Consider the following 18,190-nt stretch of genomic DNA (forward strand, 5'->3'; position numbering starts at 1 on the left):
CTGCCGGGTGTTGGGTCAAAGTCTAGTGGGCGTGAGCGAGGGGGCGGGACGCACCCGCCCCCTCGTCGTCACGGAAACCGGCTCGGGTCAGGAGACGCCGAGCTCCTTGGCGTTGGCCTTCAGGTCCTCGATGCCACCGCACATGAAGAACGCCTGCTCGGGGAAGTGGTCGTACTCACCGTCGCAGATCGCGTTGAACGCGGTGATCGACTCGTCGAGCGGCACGTCCGAACCGTCCACGCCGGTGAACTGCTTGGCGACGTGGGTGTTCTGCGACAGGAAGCGCTCGACGCGGCGGGCACGGTGGACAACGAGCTTGTCCTCCTCGCCCAGCTCGTCGATACCGAGGATCGCGATGATGTCCTGGAGGTCCTTGTACTTCTGGAGGATCCCCTTGACACGCATGGCGGCCGCGTAGTGGTCCGCCGCGATGTACCGCGGGTCGAGGATGCGGGACGTCGAGTCCAGCGGGTCCACGGCCGGGTAGATGCCCTTCTCGGAGATCGGACGGGAGAGAACCGTCGTCGCGTCGAGGTGGGCGAAGGTGGTCGCCGGCGCCGGGTCGGTCAGGTCGTCCGCGGGGACGTAGATCGCCTGCATCGAGGTGATCGAGTGACCACGGGTCGAGGTGATGCGCTCCTGGAGGAGACCCATCTCGTCGGCCAGGTTCGGCTGGTAGCCCACCGCGGAGGGCATACGGCCGAGCAGGGTCGACACCTCGGAACCCGCCTGGGTGTACCGGAAGATGTTGTCGATGAAGAAGAGGACGTCCTGCTTCTGGACGTCACGGAAGTACTCCGCCATCGTCAGACCGGCCAGCGCGACCCGCAGACGGGTGCCCGGGGGCTCGTCCATCTGGCCGAAGACCAGGGCGGTCTTGTCGATGACGCCCGAGTCGCCCATCTCCTCGATGAGGTCGTTGCCCTCACGGGTACGCTCACCGACGCCCGCGAACACCGACACACCGTCGTGGTTGTTGGCGACGCGGTAGATCATTTCCTGGATCAGCACGGTCTTGCCGACACCGGCACCACCGAACAGACCGATCTTTCCACCCTTGACGTACGGGGTGAGGAGGTCGATGACCTTGACGCCGGTCTCGAACATCTCGGTCTTCGACTCGAGCTCGTCGAAGGACGGCGCCTTGCGGTGGATCGGCCAGCGCTCGGTGACCTCGGCGTTGGTCTCCGGGTAGTTCAGCACCTCGCCCAGGGTGTTGAACACCTTGCCCTTGGTGAAGTCACCGACGGGGACGGTGATGCCCTCGCCCGTGTCGGTCACCGGGGCCTGGCGGACCAGACCGTCGGTGGGCTGCATCGAGATGGTGCGGACCAGGCCGTCACCCAGGTGCTGGGCGACTTCCAGGGTCAGCGTCTTGAGCTTGCCGTCCTCGGCCGGGTCGGCGACCTGGACCTTGAGGGCGTTGTAGATCTCCGGCATCGCGTCGACGGGGAACTCCACGTCGACGACCGGGCCGATGACCCGGGCGACGCGGCCCGTGGCGGCGGCCGTCTCAACAGTGGTCGTCATTACTTGTCACTCCCCGCGGTCGCGTCGGCCATGGCGCTCGCGCCACCGACGATCTCGCTGATTTCCTGGGTGATTTCGGCCTGGCGGGCCGCGTTGGCAAGCCGGGAGAGGCTCTTGATGAGATCCCCGGCGTTGTCGGTCGCCGACTTCATCGCGCGGCGGCGGGCGGCGTGCTCGGAAGCGGCCGACTGCAGCAGTGCGTTGTAGATACGGCTCTCGACGTAGCGCGGCAGCAGGGCGTCGAGGACGTCCTCCGCCGACGGCTCGAAGTCGAACAGCGGAAGGATCTCGCCCTTCGCGCCGGTCTCCTCCTCGGGCTTGTCGAGGCTGAGCGGCAGCATCCGGCCGTCGACCGCGTTCTGCGTCATCATCGACACGAACTCCGTGTAGACGATGTGCAGCTCGTCGACGCCACCCTCGGCCGTGTCCGTCTGGATGGCCTCGATCAGCGGCGCCGCGACGCGCTTGGCGTCCGCGTAGGCCGGGCTGTCGGTGAAACCGGTCCACGAGTCCGTGATCTTGCGCTCACGGAAGCCGTAGTACGCCACACCCTTGCGGCCGACGATGTACGCGTCGACCTCCTTGCCCTCGCCGCGCAGCCGCTCGGTGAGCCGCTCCGCCTGCTTGATGGCGTTCGAGGAGTACCCGCCGGCCAGACCGCGGTCGCTCGTGATGAGCAGGACCGCGGCCCGGGTCGGCGTCTCGACCTCGGTGGTCAGGGCGTGGCTGGTGTTCGAGCCGGTCGCCACCGCCGTCACCGCGCGGGTGAGCTCGGTCGCGTACGGCATCGACGCCGCCACCTTGCGCTGCGCCTTGACGATGCGCGAGGCGGCGATCATCTCCATCGCCTTGGTGATCTTCTTGGTCGCCGTGACGGCACGGATGCGACGCTTGTAGACCCGGAGCTGCGCTCCCATGAGTCAGGTCCCTTCCGTCGTCACTTGGAGACGTTGACGGCCGGCGCGTCGTCGCCCAGGAGCTTGCCGTCCGAGGTCTCGAACTGCCGCTTGAAGGCCGTGATGGCGTCGGCGATCGACTGGAGGGTGTCGTCCGACATCTTGCCGCCCTCGGCGATGGAGGTGAGGAGCTCCTTGCGCTCGCGGCGCAGGTGCTCCAGCAGCTCCGACTCGAAGCGGCGGATGTCGTTGACCGGGACGTCGTCCATCTTGCCGGTGGTACCGGCCCAGACGGAGACGACCTGCTCCTCGACCGGCATCGGCTGGTACTGGCCCTGCTTCAGCAGCTCGACCATGCGCTTGCCGCGCTCCAGCGAGGCCTTCGAGGCCGCGTCCAGGTCGGAACCGAAGGCGGCGAACGCCTCCAGCTCGCGGTACTGGGCGAGGTCCACGCGAAGCCGGCCGGAGACCTGCTTCATGGCCTTGTGCTGGGCCGAGCCACCGACGCGGGAGACCGAGATACCGACGTTCAGGGCCGGGCGCTGGCCGGCGTTGAACAGGTCGGACTCCAGGAAGCACTGGCCGTCGGTGATGGAGATGACGTTGGTCGGGATGAACGCCGACACGTCGTTCGCCTTGGTCTCGACGATCGGCAGACCGGTCATCGAACCGGCGCCCATGTCGTCGGAGAGCTTGGCGCAGCGCTCCAGCAGACGCGAGTGCAGGTAGAAGACGTCGCCCGGGTAGGCCTCGCGGCCCGGCGGGCGGCGCAGCAGCAGCGACACGGCGCGGTAGGCGTCGGCCTGCTTCGACAGGTCGTCGAAGATGATCAGGACGTGCTTGCCGGCGTACATCCAGTGCTGGCCGATGGCGGAACCGGTGTACGGCGCCAGGTACTTGAAGCCGGCCGGGTCGGACGCCGGGGCGGCGACGATCGTCGTGTACTCGAGCGCGCCGGCCTCTTCCAGGGCGCCGCGAACGGACGCGATGGTCGAGCCCTTCTGGCCGATGGCGACGTAGATGCAGCGGACCTGCTTGTTCACGTCGCCCGAGCGCCAGTTGTCGCGCTGGTTGATGATCGTGTCGACGGCCAGCGCGGTCTTGCCGGTCTGGCGGTCGCCGATGATCAGCTGACGCTGGCCACGGCCGATCGGCACCATGGCGTCGACGGCCTTGTAGCCGGTCTGCATCGGCTCGTGCACCGACTTGCGGACCATGACGCCCGGGGCCTGCAGCTCGAGGGCGCGGCGGCCTTCGGTCGCGATCTCGCCGAGACCGTCGATCGGGTTGCCGAGCGGGTCGACGACGCGGCCGAGGTAGCCCTCGCCGACGCCGACGGAGAGGACCTCACCGGTGCGCTGCACCGGCTGACCCTCCTCGATGCCGTTGAATTCGCCGAGGACGATCGCACCGATCTCGCGCTCCTCGAGGTTGAGGGCGAGACCGAGGGTGCCGTCCTCGAACTTCAGCAGCTCGTTCGCCATGGCGGAGGGCAGACCCTCCACCTTCGCGATGCCGTCGCCGGCAACGCTGACCGTTCCGACCTCCTCGCGCGAGGCCGCGTCCGGCTGGTACGACTGGACGAAGTTCTCCAGTGCGTCCCGGATCTCCTCCGGCCGGATCGTGAGCTCCGCCATCTGGGTTCCCTGCTCTCCTTGTTGGGCCTGAAGCTTCTTAGGGGGTCTGGGGGCGGCCCCCAGGAATCTTCTGCAAGTTCTGCACGGCCCAACCGGGCCGCTGTGTTGCCTGTGTTGTTGGTGACGCTGCCGAGGCAGGTCAGCCGGCCAGTCGCCGGCTCGCCTCGTCGAGACGCTGCGCGATGGTGCCGTCGATGACCTCGTCGCCGACCCGCACCGAGATCCCGCCGAGGACCGTCGGGTCCACGTCGAGGTTCAGGTGCATCGGGCGGCCGTACACCTTCGCCAGAGCGGCGCCGAGGCGCTGCTTCTGTACGTCGGTCAGCGGCACCGCCGAGGTGACCACGGCGACCATCCGCTGCCGGCGCTCCGCGGCGAGCTTGGAGAGGGACTCGAGTCCCGCTTCCAGGCTACGTCCCCGCGGCTTGGTCACCAGACGCGTGACGAGCCGCTCGGTGGCCACGTTCGCCCTGCCGCCGAGCAGGCTGCGCAGCAGCTCGCCCTTGGCGGACTCGGTGGCGGCGCGGTGGGTCAGCGCGGAGCGCAGGTCGGCGTTGGAGGTGACGATCCGGCCGAACCGGAACAGCTCGTCCTCCACGTCGTCCAGCGCGCCCTTCTGCTGGGCCGCGGTGAGGTCGGCGGTGTTCGCCAGGTCCTCCAGCGCGTCCACCAGGTCGCGCGAGCGCGACCAGCGGGCGCGGACCATGCCGCTCACCAGGTCGGTGCTCTCGCCGCCGACCTGGCCGGCGAGGAGGCGCCCGGCCAGCTCGGCCTTGGCCTCGGCGGGCTGCGACGGGTCGGTGAGGACCCGACGCAGCGACACCTCGCGGTCGAGCAGCGCGGTGACGGCCGCCAGCTCCCCGGCGAGCTTCGCCGCGTCGACGGACGTGTGGTCCATCAGCGCGTCGAGCCGCTCGCGCGCGGCAGCCAGTGCCTCGCGGCTCGCTCCGTTCATCGCGTGGCCTCGGCCTTCGAAGCGCTGTCCTCAAGACCCTCGAGGAAGCGGTCGATGGTGCGGCTCTGCCGGGCGTGGTCCTCCAGGGACTCGCCGACGAGCTTGCCGGCCAGGTCGGTGGCGAGCTTGCCGACGTCCTGGCGGAGCGCGTGCGCGGCGGCCTTGCGGTCGGCCTCGATCTGAGCGTGTCCGGCAGCGATGATCTCCTCACGCTGCCGCTGGCCTTCCGCCCTCATCTCCTGGATGAGCGCGGTGCCCTGCTCGGTCGCCTCCTGGCGCAGGCGGGCGGCCTCGTGGCGGGCCTCGGCGAGCTGGGCCTTGTACTGCTCCAGCACGCTCTGAGCCTCGGTCTGCGCGGCCTCGGCCTTCTCGATACCGCCCTCGATGGCTTCGCGGCGCTCTTCCAGCGTCTTGTTGATACGCGGAAGCAGCTTCGTGGCGAAGACGAAGAAGACGATGGCGAAGGCGATGGCGCCGACGAGCAGCTCGGGGCCCGCGGGTACGAGCGGGTTCTGCTCTTCCTCGGCCGCGAGTGCAGCCAGGTTGGCGATCACATCAGTGCCTTTCGTCGATGCGTGTCAGTAATCGGTGCTTACTTACCGAACACGAACGGCATAACGATGCCGATGAGGGCGAGCGCCTCACAGAAGGCGAAGCCCAGGATCTGGTTGGCGCGGATCAGACCGGCGGCCTCGGGCTGACGGGCCATGGCCTGGGTGCCGTTACCGAAGATGATGCCGACGCCGACGCCGGGACCGATGGCCGCGAGGCCGTAGCCGATCGAGCCGAGCGAGCCGGTGACTTCGGAGGCAGCGAGGATCTGGGACATGCCAGTTCTTCCTTCTCTTTCATGGACCGGTGGGGGTTGGCCACCGGACGACTGGGGGTTTGCGGGGCGGGCCAGGACTCAGTGGTGCTCGGCCAGAGCGCCCTGGAGGTACGAGCAGGCCAGCAGCACGAAGACGTACGCCTGGACGGCCTGCACGAAAAGCTCGAAGAGGATCATGACGATGGTCATGACGAACGAGACGCCGGCGGCCGGGATCATGTAGCTGTTCATCAGGTACCAGGAGGCGACCGTGAACATGACCAGCATGAGGTGACCGGCGAACATGTTGGCGAACAGTCGCACCGCGTGGGTGAAAGGCCGGACGAACAGGTTCGAGAGGAACTCGATGACCATGACGAGCGGCAGCACGCCGCCGAGCGACTTGTCGTAGCCGGTGATGTTCTTCAGGCCGCCGACGAAGCCGTGGCGCTTGAACGTCACGCTCACCCAGAGCACCCACACGAGGGCGGCGAGCACCATCGGGAAGGCGATGACCGAGGACACCGGGAACTGCGCCAGCGGGATCACGGACCAGATGTTCATGATCCAGATGAAGAAGAACAGCGAGACCATCAGGGGGACGTACTTCTCGCCCTCCCGCTTGCCGAGCGTCTCGTACACGATGTTCTTGCGTACGAAGTCGTAGCCGGCCTCGCCGACCATCTGGAGCTTGCCCGGGACCACCTTGGCCTTGCCGAAGGCCGCCCAGAAGAAGCTGCTGATGAGCACCGTGGTGACGAGCGCGAGCATCATCACCTTGTTGAACTCATAGCCGTTTACGGTGAAGAGCGGCTTGAAGAGGAAGGAGTGCAGGCCCGGAGCCGGAAAGCCACAGCCGTTGTCGGACAGGATGCGGCAGTTCCAGTCGAAGGCGAGCTGGGTCTGGTCAGCACTCACCGCGGGCTCCTTCAGCGTGGCGCATAGGTACGGCAACCTCGTTGTGTCGGCGCGGCGCGCAGCCGCGGTTCGGCACTGGACTGGTGTTACGGATGATGGGGCGGCGGTCGGGCATCAAGCCTCGCGTTCGAGCAGGCGTCAGCTCAGATGCCCGCGCCCGCAGTGCCGCAGTTGGCACCGGACGATAGCAGGGTCTCGAACTCGCTTTTATTCCGCCCCTACCTTTCACGACGAAGACCCGGATTTCTGGGGCTTCTGAGCCTCCGAATCCGGCTCGACGTAAAGGATCTTGGCCTTCATGTGCGCACGTGCCTGCATGCCGATCCAGACGAGGGTCAGCGCGACGAGTGTGGCGGCGAATGCCTTGGGGTTGAACAGCGTCGTGTCCTTGAAGACCGCGACGAAGATGAAGAGCAACAGCAGTTGGGCCGTGTACAGCATCAGCCCCATGGCCTGGAACAGGTGGGGCAGGTTTTTCGCCGTGCGTTCCAGGACGAGCAGCCCGACGCCCATGAAGCCGATGACCACGACCGTCGCGATGGCGGCGCCGACGGCCCCCTTGCCGCCCGCTACCCCGGCGCTGACGGCGACGGCGATCGCGCCGGCGGCAGCGGTGGGCAGGGCGGTCCGAAGGAGGGTGCGGGCGTCGTTGGACGGCATGGCGGCAGCTCCGCTTACTGGTGGGGGCAGGGTGTCGTCATGGACGAGCGTAGGCCCCGGCCGAGGTGGTCCCTCGGGCCAATGGGCCGTCGCACTACGGTCCTTCGGCTCTGTTGCCGGGTCTCGTGAACGGTATCACAAACTATTTGATGAGGTCTTTACCAAGGTGGTGTGCTGCCTGTCACACATGAGAGTGAACGCGCGCGCATGTGCAAGGACGGCGGCAACTTGTCTGGTATTGGGATCCGGTGCGGCAATTCGTCAGCGCGAGGCGCCGGTCTTCCGCCGGTCGGGGAAGCGCGAACGGGGGCCGATGGCGGTCGCCCCGTTGACGCCGGAGACGCCCGCGACGACCGGCGCGCGCTCCTCGCCCTCGCCGTCCGCTCCCCCGTCGGCCCCATCCGCCCCACCCGCCTCGTCGGCCCCGTCGGCCTCCTCGGCCGACTCGGCCCCGGCGGGCCGCTTGCGGCGGCGGTAGCGCGGCGGGACGAACGCCTCGGCCCAGCGCGGGGCGCGCGGGGTGAAGCGCGGGAGCAGCAGCAGGACCAGACCGACCGCGCTCAGCGCCACGATCACGAAGACGATCCACATGGACGCCGAGTGCACCGAGTACGCCAGCGTCCCGAAGGCGATCAGCGCCGCCCAGAAGTACATGATCAGCACCGCGCGGCTGTGGCTGTGGCCGATCTCCAGGAGCCGGTGGTGCAGATGGCCGCGGTCGGCGGCGAACGGCGACTGCCCCTTCCAGGTGCGCCGCACGATCGCGAGCACCAGGTCGGCCATCGGGATGGCGATGATGGTCAGCGGCATCAGCAGCGGGATGAAGACCGGGAGCATCGCGTGGGTGGCCTCGCGCTCACTGCCGCTGAGGCTGAGGTTCATCCGCAGCGCGTCCGGGTCGACCTGCCCGGTGATGGAGATCGCGCCGGCGGCCAGGACGAGCCCGATGAGCATCGAGCCCGAGTCGCCCATGAAGATCCGCGCCGGGTGCATGTTGTGCGGCAGGAAGCCCAGGCACATCCCCATCAGGATGGCGGCGAAGAGGGTGGCCGGGGCCGCGGCCTCGATGCCGTACCCGAACCAGATCCGGTACGCGTACATGAAGAACGCCGCGGCCGCGATGCACACCATGCCGGCGGCCAGGCCGTCCAGGCCGTCCACGAAGTTCACCGCGTTGATGGTGATCACCACCAGGGCGACCGTGAGCAGCGTGCCCTGCCAGGAGGTGAGCGAGACCGCGCCGACGCCCGGGATGGGCAGCCACAGGATCGTCAGACCCTGGACGACCATCACACCGGCGGCGATCATCTGGCCACCGAGCTTGATCAGGGCGTCGATCTCGAACTTGTCGTCCAGGACGCCGATGATCCAGATCAGCGCGGCGCCGGAGAGCAGCGCGCGCGGTTCGTTGGAGCGCTCGAAGACGCCGTTGAGGCTGTCGAGGTGGTCGGCGACGAGCAGGCCCGCGCAGAGTCCGCCGAACATGGCGATGCCGCCAAGCCGTGGCGTCGGTTCGCGGTGCACGTCCCGGGCGCGGATCGCGGGCATCGCGCCGGCCGCGATGGCGAACTTCCGCACCGGCCCGGTCAGCAGGTAGGTCACCGCGGCCGTGACGCAGAGCGTCAGCAGGTATTCACGCACGGGCTGCCCCAGAGGTATCGCTGGCCATCTCAGCCCCACACACTAGCTTCGCGCTTACGTGGTTGAGGACACGCGGGTACACGAGATGGTTGCAGACGACCCCCTCTAGTGCGGATAGGGGGGAAATCTCCCCGCCAGCTCCCGCACTTCGGCCCGCACCTGCGCGAGGCCGTCGCCGTCCGCGCCGCTGTCCTCGCGCAGCGCCGCGGAGAAGAGCACCGCGAGCCTGGCCATCTCCGCCTCGCCCATCCCCTGGGTGGTCACCGCGGCCGTGCCGAGCCGGATGCCGCGCGCCCCGTCGTACGGCAGGGCGCAGGCGTCCAGGACGATCCCCGCGCCCGCCAGACGGCCCCTGGCGGCCCGTCCGTCCAGCCCCAGGGGTCCCGGGTCGGCCAGGATGATGTGGGTGTCGGTGCCGCCGGTGACCACGGAGAACCCCTCGGCGGCGAGCCCGGCCGCGAGGACGCGGGCGTTGGCGACCACCTGATGGGCGTACCCCGTGAACGCTGGGGCCGCCGCCTCCCCGAACGCGACCGCCTTGGCGGCGATGGTGTGCATCTGGGCGCCGCCCTGGGTGAAGGGGAAGACCGCCCGGTCGATCCGGGACGCCAGCTCCGCGCCGCACAGCAGCATCCCGCCGCGCGGCCCGCGCAGCACCTTGTGGGTGGTCGCGCACACCACGTCCGCGTACGGGACGGGGCTGGGCGCCGCTCCCCCGGCCACCAGGCCCATGGGGTGCGCCGCGTCCGCGATGAGATAGGCGCCCACCGAGTCGGCGATCTCGCGGAACGCCGCGTAGTCGGGGTGGCGGGGATAGCAGATCGAGCCGCAGACGATCGCCTTGGGACGGCGGCGCTCGGCGAGGGCGGCGACCTCCTCGTAGTCGATGAGGCCGGTCTCCGCGTCGACGCCGTAGCCCGCGAAGTCGAACCACCGGCCGGAGAAGTTGGCGGGCGAGCCGTGGGTGAGGTGTCCCCCGTACGGGAGGCCCATGGCGAGGACGGTGTCACCCGGGCGCAGGAGCGCCGCGTAGGCCGCCAGGACCGCGGAGGAGCCGGAGTGCGCCTGTACGTTGGCGTGCTCGGCCCCGAAGAGCGCTCTGGCCCGGTCCACGGCGATCCGCTCGGCCACGTCCACGAGCTCGCAGCCGCCGTGGTGGCGGGCGCCGGGGTAGCCCTCGGCGTACTTGTTGCCGAGCGGGGAGCCGAGGGCGGCGAGGACCGCGGGCGAGGTGAAGTTCTCGGCGGCGATGAGCTGGAGCGAGGTGGCCTGCCGCCGTGTCTCGCCGAGCAGCACGTCGGCGATCTCGGGGTCCTGCCGCCGCAGGGCGTCGAGCGCCCCCTCGGGGGCGGCTGCGCGGGCGGCGGACACGGCTGCGGTGGTGACCGTCATCGGGGTCTCCGGGCCTGACAGGGGGTGGTTGTGAGGCGTCAGATCCAATGTAGGCCGACGCGCCCCGCGGCGCCCGGCGGATTCCCGTCAGTGCCGGTGGCGCGGCCGGCGCGCTCGGCGCGCCGGGGTGCTCAGTGCGGCGCGGCCACGCCCGTCAGCGCCGTCACCACCGGCTCCAGGGCCGTGTTGATCTCGTCCCCGATCGAGCGGAAGAACGTGATGGGGGCGCCGTAGGGGTCGTTGACCTCGTCCGCCTCCGCGCTCGGCGCCAGCAGCCAGCCGCGCAGGGCCGCGGCCGCGCGGACCAGGGCGCGGGCGCGCTCGACCATGCCGGCCTCGTCGGGGTCCGGCAGGGTCGTGGGGTCGATGGCGCGCACCAGCCGGGTGAACTCCTTCAGCGTGAAGGTGCGCAGCCCCGCCGAATGGCCCATGGAGATGACCTGGGCGCGGTGGTCGCGGGTGGCCGTGAGGACCAGATCCGCGGTGATGACGTGCTCGTCCAGGAGCTCGCGCCCCGTGAAGCCGGAGGCGTCCGCGCCGAAGTCCGCGAGGACGGCCGCCGCGTTGGCCTCCATCGGGGCGCCCTCGTGGCCCCAGGTGCCCGCGCTCTCCACGATCAGGCCGCCGGTGTACGGGTCGCCGAGGCGGTCGTACAGGGCATGCCGGGTCAGCCGCTCGGTGATGGGCGAGCGGCACACGTTGCCGGTGCTGACGTGGAGGATGCGGAAAGTGGTGCCGGTGAGCCCGGTGCCTATGCCACGCCCCGTCTCCGGGGCTGTCAATTCGCCACCTCGAGGTCGGGTACCACCTTGCGCAGCTCGTCGGCGTCGAGCGCGCCCGCGCGCAGCAGCACCGGCACCTTCCCCGTGACGTCGACGATCGACGACGGGACGATGCCCGGGGTGGGGCCGCCGTCCAGGTACACCGAGACGGAGTCGCCCAGCATCTCCTGCGCGGCGTCGCAGTCCTCGGGCGAGGGGTGCCCGGTGAGGTTGGCGGAGGAGACGGCCATCGGGCCGACCTCGGTGAGCAGCTCGATGGCGACGGGGTGCAGCGGCATCCGGATGGCGACCGTGCCCCGGGTGTCGCCGAGGTCCCACTGGAGGGAGGGCTGGTGCTTGGCGACGATCGTCAGGGCACCCGGCCAGAACGCGTCGACGAGCTCCCAGGCCTGCTCGGAGAAGTCCGTCACCAGCCCGTGCAGCGTGTTCGGGGAGCCGATCAGGACGGGGGTGGGCATGTTGCGCCCGCGGCCCTTGGCGTCCAGCAGGGAGGCGACGGCCTCGGCGCTGAACGCGTCGGCGCCGATGCCGTAGACGGTGTCCGTCGGCAGGACGACGAGTTCGCCGCGGCGCACCGCGGAGGCGGCCTCGCGCAGACCGGTCGTGCGGTCGGTCGCGTCGTTGCAGTCGTATCGCCGAGCCATCTAACGGGCCTCCTCGTACGCGTACGCGGTCATGAAGCGGTAGGGGATGAAGGCGGTCACGGCATCGCCTTGCGGGCCGTGGCGAAGCGCGGGCGGTTGTTCAGGTCGGGGTGGTCGGCCGCGTCCGCCCAGCCGGCCTCCTCGTTGAAGATCCACGGCACCTGGCCGCCCTGGGTGTCGGCGTGCTCGACGACGACGAGGCCGCCGGGCCGCAGCAGCCGGTGGGCGGTGCGCTCGATGCCCCGGATCGTGTCGAGGCCGTCCTCGCCGGAGAAGAGGGCGAGCTCGGGGTCGTGGTCCCGGGCCTCGGGGGCGACGTACTCCCACTCGGTGAGCGGGATGTACGGCGGGTTGGAGATGACCAGGTCGACCTGGCCGTCGAGCTCGGGCAGCGCGGTCAGGGCGTCGCCCTGGTGCAGCACGACGCGCGAGCCCTCGACGTTCTTGCGGGTCCAGGTGAGGGCGTCCTCGGAGAGCTCCACGGCGTGCACCCGCGAGCGGGGCACCTCCTGGGCCATGGCCAGCGCGATCGCGCCGGAGCCGGTGCACAGGTCGACGATGAGCGGCTCGACCACGTCCATGGCCCGCACGGCGTCTATGGCCCAGCCGACGACCGACTCGGTCTCGGGGCGCGGCACGAAGACGCCGGGGCCGACCTGGAGCTCCAGATAGCGGAAGAACGCCCGCCCGGTGATGTGCTGGAGCGGCTCGCGCGCCTCGCGGCGGGCGATGGCCTCCCAGTAGCGGGCGTCGAAGTCGGCGTCCTTGACCAGGTGCAGCTCGCCCCGCTTCACGCCGTGGATGTGCGCGGCGAGCTCCTCCGCGTCGAAGCGCGGCGAGGGCACGCCGGCGTCGGCCAGCCGCTGGGTGGCCTGGGCCACCTCCGCGAGCAGCACACTGCGGGGGCCTGGGGTTCGCCCCCCAGAATGTTGCGGCACGCTGGTCCTCCGGGCTGCAATGGGCCTCCCCCGCCCGGTGGTGGCGGCGGGGGAAGTACCGGGTGTCTTACGGGTGTCAGCTCGCCGCGGCGAGCTTGGCGGCGGAGTCGGCGTCGACGCAAGCCTGGATCATCGCGTCCAGGTCGCCGTCGAGTACCTGGTCCAAGTTGTACGCCTTGAAGCCGACCCGGTGGTCCGAGATGCGGTTCTCCGGGTAGTTGTAGGTGCGGATCTTCTCGGAGCGGTCCACGGTACGCACCTGGCTGCGCCGGGCGTCGGCGGCCTCGGCCTCGGCCTTCTCCTGGGCCGCGGCGAGGAGCCGCGAGCGCAGGATGCGCATGGCCTGCTCCTTGTTCTGGAGCTGGCTCTTCTCGTTCTGGCAGGAGGCGACGACACCGGTCGGCAGGTGCGTGATGCGCACGGCCGAGTCGGTGGTGTTGACGGACTGGCCGCCGGGGCCGGACGAGCGGTACACGTCGATGCGCAGGTCGTTCATGTTGATCTCGACGTCGACCTCCTCGGCCTCGGGCGTGACGAGCACGCCGGCGGCGGAGGTGTGGATGCGGCCCTGCGACTCGGTGGCGGGCACGCGCTGCACGCGGTGCACCCCGCCCTCGTACTTCAGCCGCGCCCAGACGCCCTGGCCGGGCTCGGTGGCGCCGTTGCCGCCCTTGGTCTTCACCGCGACCTGGACGTCCTTGTAGCCGCCCAGCTCGGACTCGGTGGCGTCGATGATCTCGGTCTTCCACCCGACGCGCTCGGCGTAGCGCAGGTACATCCGCAGCAGGTCGCCGGCGAACAGGGCCGACTCGTCGCCGCCCGCGCCCGCCTTGATCTCCAGCAGGACGTCCTTGTCGTCGCTGGGGTCGCGCGGGACGAGGAGCAGGCGCAGCCTCTCCGTCAGCTCCTCGCGCTGCTTCTCCAGCTCCTTGACCTCGGCCGCGAAGTCGGGGTCGTCGACCGCGAACTCCTTGGCCGTCTCGATGTCCTCGCCCGCCTGCTTCCAGGAGCGGTAGGTCCCGACGATCGGCGTCAGTTCGGCGTAGCGCTTGTTGAGCTTGCGCGCGTTCGCCTGGTCGGCGTGGACCGAAGGGTCGGCGAGCTTCTTCTCCAGATCGGCGTGCTCGCCGATCAGTTCCTCGACCGCCTCGAACATCGGGGGCTCCTGGGTGTACGTGAAAAGGGGCTGCGGGCAACGGCAAAACGCCGGTCCCAGCCGCCCCGTCGGGGGCGGCCGAAGACCGGCGCAGTGGCTCGCTACTTCTTGGCGGCAGCAGCCTTGCCGAAGCGGGCCTCGAAGCGGGCCACGCGGCCACCGGTGTCGAGGATCTTCTGCTTGCCCGTGTAGAACGGGTGGCACTCGGAGCAGACCTCGGCACGGATGGTGCCCTCGGCCAGGGTGCTACGGGTGGTGAACGACGCGCCACAGGTGCAGCTGACCTGCGTCTCGACGTACTCGGGGTGAATGTCGCGCTTCAAGGGTGTCTCCTATGTTCATGGAGGGCACCGGGTCGTCCGCGCGGGAATGCGCGCACGTGAACCGGGGCCGACGTACCAGTCTGCCAGGACTGGGCACATCTCCCAAAACCGGGGTGCGGCCCGATCTATTCCACGCCCCGCCCGGCCGGACGAAAGTGCAGGTCAGCCGGTTTTGACCACGCCGCCGACATCACCCTTGTCACCCGCGGAGTCCCGGGTCGCGGAGGCCGGGACGGGCTGGTCCCGCAGCAGCGCGTCCCAGACCTCCTTGGCGTGGGCCTCCTGCGGCAGTACGCGGTTGGGGTCGGCCGGGTCGTACATCACCGGCAGCGTGATCATGTGGACGTCGTCGGAGCCCAGGCCCTTGAGCCCGCTGCCGAAGCCGATCAGCTTGTTGATCGAGTTCAGGTCGGAGTCGGTGGTGATGGCCTTGGTGGCGGCGTCCGCGAGCCCGTAGAGCTTGGTGGGGCTGGTGAAGACGCCGACGCCCTTGACGCGCTCGATCAGGGCCTTGATGAAGGCCTGCTGGAGCTGGATGCGGCCGAGGTCGGAGCCGTCGCCCACGCCGTGCCGGGTGCGCACCAGGCCGAGCGCCTGCTCGCCGTCGAGGGTGTGCCGGCCGGGCGGGAGGTCGAGATGGCTCTTGCTGTCCTTGATGGGCTTCGCGGTGGTGACGGGCACCCCGCCGAGCTCGTCGATGAGCTTCTTGAAGCCGGTGAAGTCGACCTCGATGTAGTGGTCCATGCGGATGCCGGACATCTGCTCGACGGTCTTGACCGCGCAGGCCGGCCCGCCGACCTCGTACGCCGTGTTGAACATCTGGCGCTTGCCGCCGGGGTCGTCCTTGCCGTCCGTGGTGGCGCAGGAGGGCCGCGTGATGAGGGTGTCGCGGGGGATGGAGACGACGCTGGCCGTCTTGTGGCCCTCGTAGACGTGGACGACCATCGCGGTGTCGGAGCGGGCGCCGCCCTCGTCCCGGCCGTACTGCTTGTTGGCACCGGCCCGGGAGTCGGAGCCGAGGACGAGGATGTCCATGGATCCGTTGTCGACGTCCTGGGGGCGGTCGGTGCCGAGCTGGGCGTTGATGTCGACGCCCTTGATGTTGCCGTTGAGCTTGAAGTAGACGTAGCCGAGGCCGGCCCCGCCGACCATGATCACACCCGCCGCGGACCAGGCCGCGATCGTCAGCGCACGGCGGCGCGGGGCCGGGCGCTTACGGCGCCGGCCGCGGCCACCGCCGGATATTCGGGCGCTGCCGCTCTCACTCTGGTCGGCCATGGTCTCCTCAGTCCTCGTCGCTGCTCCGGATACCCCCCGCCGTGTCTGCCAGGCACGGTTTGTCGACACTTGTCAGACGGAGAAGCACCACGAAGGGTTGCACAGGGTTCTAAGAACCTCTTGAGAACGCCCGGCTCCTGTGGCGAAGCTCTCGGCGCCCCGGATACGCGAAAACGCCCCCGGCACCGAGGTGCCGAGGGCGTATCCGCAGGTCGCGGCGGGGACGTCAGTCGTTGCCGTTGCCCGGGGTGGTCTTCTGGATCTGGAGCAGGAACTCGGCGTTCGACTTCGTCTGCTTCATCTTGTCCAGGAGCAGCTCGATCGCCTGCTGCTGGTCGAGCGCGTGCAGCACCCGGCGCAGCTTCCAGACGACCGCGAGCTCGTCGCTGCCGAGCAGGATCTCCTCCTTGCGGGTGCCGGACGCGTCCACGTCCACCGCCGGGAAGATGCGCTTGTCGGCGAGCTTGCGGTCGAGCTTGAGCTCCATGTTGCCGGTGCCCTTGAACTCCTCGAAGATCACCTCGTCCATGCGCGAGCCGGTCTCCACGAGCGCGGTGGCGAGGATGGTCAGCGAGCCGCCGTCCTCGATGTTGCGCGCGGCGCCGAAGAAGCGCTTGGGCGGGTAGAGCGCCGTCGAGTCGACACCACCGGACAGGATGCGGCCGGAGGCCGGGGCCGCCAGGTTGTACGCACGGCCCAGACGGGTGATCGAGTCGAGCAGCACGACCACGTCGTGGCCGAGCTCCACGAGGCGCTTGGCGCGCTCGATGGCGAGCTCCGCGACCGTGGTGTGGTCCTCGGCCGGACGGTCGAAGGTCGAGGAGATGACCTCGCCCTTGACCGACCGCTGCATGTCGGTGACCTCTTCCGGACGCTCGTCGACCAGGACGACCATCAGGTGGCACTCGGGGTTGTTGTGGGTGATCGCGTTGGCGACCGCCTGCATGATCATGGTCTTGCCGGTCTTCGGCGGGGCCACGATCAGACCGCGCTGGCCCTTGCCGATCGGCGACACGAGGTCGATGATCCGCGTGGTCAGGATGCCCGGGTCGGTCTCCAGACGGAGCCGGTCCTGCGGGTAGAGCGGGGTGAGCTTGTTGAACTCGGGACGGCCGCGGCCGGAGTCGGCCGCCATGCCGTTGGCGGAGTCCAGGCGGACCAGCGCGTTGAACTTCTCGCGCCGCTCGCCGTCCTTGGGCTGACGCACGGCGCCGGTGACGTGGTCACCCTTGCGCAGGCCGTTCTTGCGGACCTGGGCGAGCGAGACGTACACGTCGTTCGGGCCCGGCAGGTAGCCGGAGGTCCGGATGAAGGCGTAGTTGTCGAGGATGTCCAGGATGCCCGCGACGGGGATCAGCACATCGTCGTCGTTGACCTGCGGCTCGGCGCCGAACTCCTCGCGCCCGCCACGACGGCCCCGGCGGTCGCGGTAGCGGCCCCGGCGGCCGCGGCGGCCCTCGTCGTCGAAGTCGTCCTGGGGGCCGTTGTTCTGCTGGCCCTGGTTGCCCTGGCGCTGCTGGCGCTGGCCGCCCTGGCCCTGCTGGTCGTCGCCCTTGCCGCGGCGGTCACCACCGCGGTCACCGCGGTCGCCCCGCTCGCCACGGTCACCCCGCTCGCCACGGTCGCCGCGCTCGCCCCGCTCACGGTCGCGCTGGCGGCCCTGGCGGTCGCCGCGCTCGCCGCGGTCGCGGCGCTCGCGCCGGCCCTCGGCGCCGTCCACGGCCTCGGTGGCCTTGGCGTCGGGCTGGGCGTCCGTCTTCTGCTCGGCGCGGGTGTCCGCCTTGGCCTCGGCCTTGGCGGTCTGCGGCTCGGCGGCGGACTCCGGGGAACCGGCGGCCGCGGTGGCACGCCGGCGGCGGCGCTCGCCCGCGGGCTGGTCGTCTCCCGCGGTCTCGCGGCCCCGCTCGGCCTGGGGGGCGTCCCCGGCGGGCTGGCCGGGGATCTCGATCTGCTGCTGGGCGGCGGGCTTGCCGTCGGCCTCGTCACCCGTACGGGCCTTGGAGGTGGCGCGGCGCTTGGGCTTGCTCTCGGCCGCGTCGGCGCCCTTGGCCGGGGCGGCGGAGCCGGAACCGGCCTGCGCCTCCTTGATGACCTCGATCAGCTGGCTCTTGCGCATCCGCGCGGTGCCCCTGATGCCGAGGCCGGACGCGACCTGCTGCAGCTCGGCCAGGACCATGCCGTCGAGGCCGGTGCCGGAGCGGCGGCGCCGTGCGGTGGTGCCAGAGGCAGCACCTGCGGCGGGCGCGGCGTCGTCGACAGAAGTGTCGGCTGTCACGCCCATCAGATCGGTGGTGTCGCTCACGAAGGGTCCTTCCCTGGAGCGGACGTCGGCCTGTCTGGCTCGGCGACCGGTTGTGCTGTCCGGACATGGCCCGTGACCTGGGGTCACTGACCGTGCCGGGGCGGTGGTCCGCCGGGTACCGGCGGAGAGGTAAACGTGCGTGGGTTCCGGCCCGAGTTCCCCTACTCGGCCCCCTGAGGAAAAGCGGGGGGTGTCGTGCCGGTTCCGGAGCGTGCTCGGAAACTGCTCATGCAGGCTGCGCAGGCGGTTTGGGAGGCTCCCGGAAGAAAGGCGGTCCCTGAAGGGGACACGAAGCACCGCGCCACAATGACGACCGATGCAGACTTGAGG

At 70.0% G+C, this 18,190-nt stretch carries 17 protein-coding genes; all 17 read right to left on the minus strand.

Annotated features, from left to right (window positions below; translation table 11 throughout):
* Positions 1-87 precede the first annotated feature (87 nt).
* The 17 genes from atpD to rho all read right to left on the minus strand — a co-directional run bounded on the left by atpD (position 88) and on the right by rho (position 17,860).
* Positions 88-1,530 (minus strand): F0F1 ATP synthase subunit beta, encoded by a 1,443-nt coding sequence (gene atpD / locus AC069K_RS05805; protein WP_358833299.1) that lies wholly within the window; start codon positions 1,528-1,530, stop codon positions 88-90.
* Positions 1,530-2,447 (minus strand): F0F1 ATP synthase subunit gamma, encoded by a 918-nt coding sequence (locus AC069K_RS05810; protein ID WP_365102374.1) that lies wholly within the window; start codon positions 2,445-2,447, stop codon positions 1,530-1,532. Before AC069K_RS05810 ends, atpD begins: the two co-directional genes overlap by 1 nt.
* A gap of 20 nt (positions 2,448-2,467) precedes the next feature.
* Positions 2,468-4,063 (minus strand): F0F1 ATP synthase subunit alpha, encoded by a 1,596-nt coding sequence (gene atpA, locus AC069K_RS05815; protein ID WP_467870960.1) that lies wholly within the window; start codon positions 4,061-4,063, stop codon positions 2,468-2,470.
* Between the two features lie 139 nt (positions 4,064-4,202).
* Positions 4,203-5,018: a F0F1 ATP synthase subunit delta gene (locus AC069K_RS05820; protein WP_478612413.1), complete on the minus strand. Its 816-nt coding sequence runs from the start codon at positions 5,016-5,018 to the stop codon at positions 4,203-4,205.
* Positions 5,015-5,572, minus strand: a complete 558-nt coding sequence (locus AC069K_RS05825) for a F0F1 ATP synthase subunit B (protein WP_358833303.1) — start codon at positions 5,570-5,572, stop codon at positions 5,015-5,017. The genes AC069K_RS05820 and AC069K_RS05825 overlap by 4 nt, the downstream gene beginning before the upstream one ends.
* A gap of 38 nt (positions 5,573-5,610) precedes the next feature.
* Positions 5,611-5,847: an ATP synthase F0 subunit C gene (atpE, locus tag AC069K_RS05830; protein ID WP_067163944.1), complete on the minus strand. Its 237-nt coding sequence runs from the start codon at positions 5,845-5,847 to the stop codon at positions 5,611-5,613.
* A gap of 78 nt (positions 5,848-5,925) precedes the next feature.
* Positions 5,926-6,696: a F0F1 ATP synthase subunit A gene (gene atpB, locus AC069K_RS05835; protein ID WP_365102563.1), complete on the minus strand. Its 771-nt coding sequence runs from the start codon at positions 6,694-6,696 to the stop codon at positions 5,926-5,928.
* A gap of 273 nt (positions 6,697-6,969) precedes the next feature.
* Positions 6,970-7,404 carry a Cg1360 family ATP-synthase-associated protein gene (locus AC069K_RS05840; RefSeq protein ID WP_365102382.1) on the minus strand — a complete coding sequence of 145 codons (435 nt, stop codon included), beginning with the start codon at positions 7,402-7,404 and terminating at the stop codon, positions 6,970-6,972.
* Positions 7,405-7,665: 261 nt separating this feature from the next.
* Positions 7,666-9,057: an MraY family glycosyltransferase gene (locus tag AC069K_RS05845; RefSeq protein WP_478613300.1), complete on the minus strand. Its 1,392-nt coding sequence runs from the start codon at positions 9,055-9,057 to the stop codon at positions 7,666-7,668.
* Positions 9,058-9,150: 93 nt separating this feature from the next.
* Positions 9,151-10,437 (minus strand): serine hydroxymethyltransferase, encoded by a 1,287-nt coding sequence (locus AC069K_RS05850; RefSeq protein ID WP_478612419.1) that lies wholly within the window; start codon positions 10,435-10,437, stop codon positions 9,151-9,153.
* 131 nt (positions 10,438-10,568) lie between these two features.
* Positions 10,569-11,219 carry an arsenate reductase/protein-tyrosine-phosphatase family protein gene (locus AC069K_RS05855; protein ID WP_358990226.1) on the minus strand — a complete coding sequence of 217 codons (651 nt, stop codon included), beginning with the start codon at positions 11,217-11,219 and terminating at the stop codon, positions 10,569-10,571.
* Positions 11,216-11,863 (minus strand): L-threonylcarbamoyladenylate synthase, encoded by a 648-nt coding sequence (locus tag AC069K_RS05860; RefSeq protein WP_365102388.1) that lies wholly within the window; start codon positions 11,861-11,863, stop codon positions 11,216-11,218. Before AC069K_RS05860 ends, AC069K_RS05855 begins: the two co-directional genes overlap by 4 nt.
* 56 nt (positions 11,864-11,919) lie before the next feature.
* Complete coding sequence (gene prmC, locus AC069K_RS05865) at positions 11,920-12,801, minus strand: peptide chain release factor N(5)-glutamine methyltransferase (protein WP_358835845.1); 882 nt, start codon at positions 12,799-12,801, stop codon at positions 11,920-11,922.
* A gap of 76 nt (positions 12,802-12,877) precedes the next feature.
* Positions 12,878-13,957 (minus strand): peptide chain release factor 1, encoded by a 1,080-nt coding sequence (gene prfA / locus AC069K_RS05870; RefSeq protein WP_358835846.1) that lies wholly within the window; start codon positions 13,955-13,957, stop codon positions 12,878-12,880.
* 101 nt (positions 13,958-14,058) lie between these two features.
* Positions 14,059-14,280 (minus strand): 50S ribosomal protein L31, encoded by a 222-nt coding sequence (gene rpmE, locus AC069K_RS05875; RefSeq protein ID WP_101390144.1) that lies wholly within the window; start codon positions 14,278-14,280, stop codon positions 14,059-14,061.
* A 162-nt stretch (positions 14,281-14,442) separates the two neighbouring features.
* Positions 14,443-15,558, minus strand: coding sequence for an LCP family protein (locus AC069K_RS05880; protein ID WP_478612427.1), 1,116 nt, complete (start codon positions 15,556-15,558; stop codon positions 14,443-14,445).
* A 226-nt stretch (positions 15,559-15,784) separates the two neighbouring features.
* The gene (rho, locus tag AC069K_RS05885; protein WP_478612429.1) at positions 15,785-17,860 is read right to left on the minus strand and encodes a transcription termination factor Rho; all 2,076 of its coding nucleotides are present in this window, start codon (positions 17,858-17,860) and stop codon (positions 15,785-15,787) included.
* Between the last annotated feature and the right edge of the window lie 330 nt (positions 17,861-18,190).

It is taken from the genome of Streptomyces sp. NPDC043908 (genome assembly GCF_056435525.1).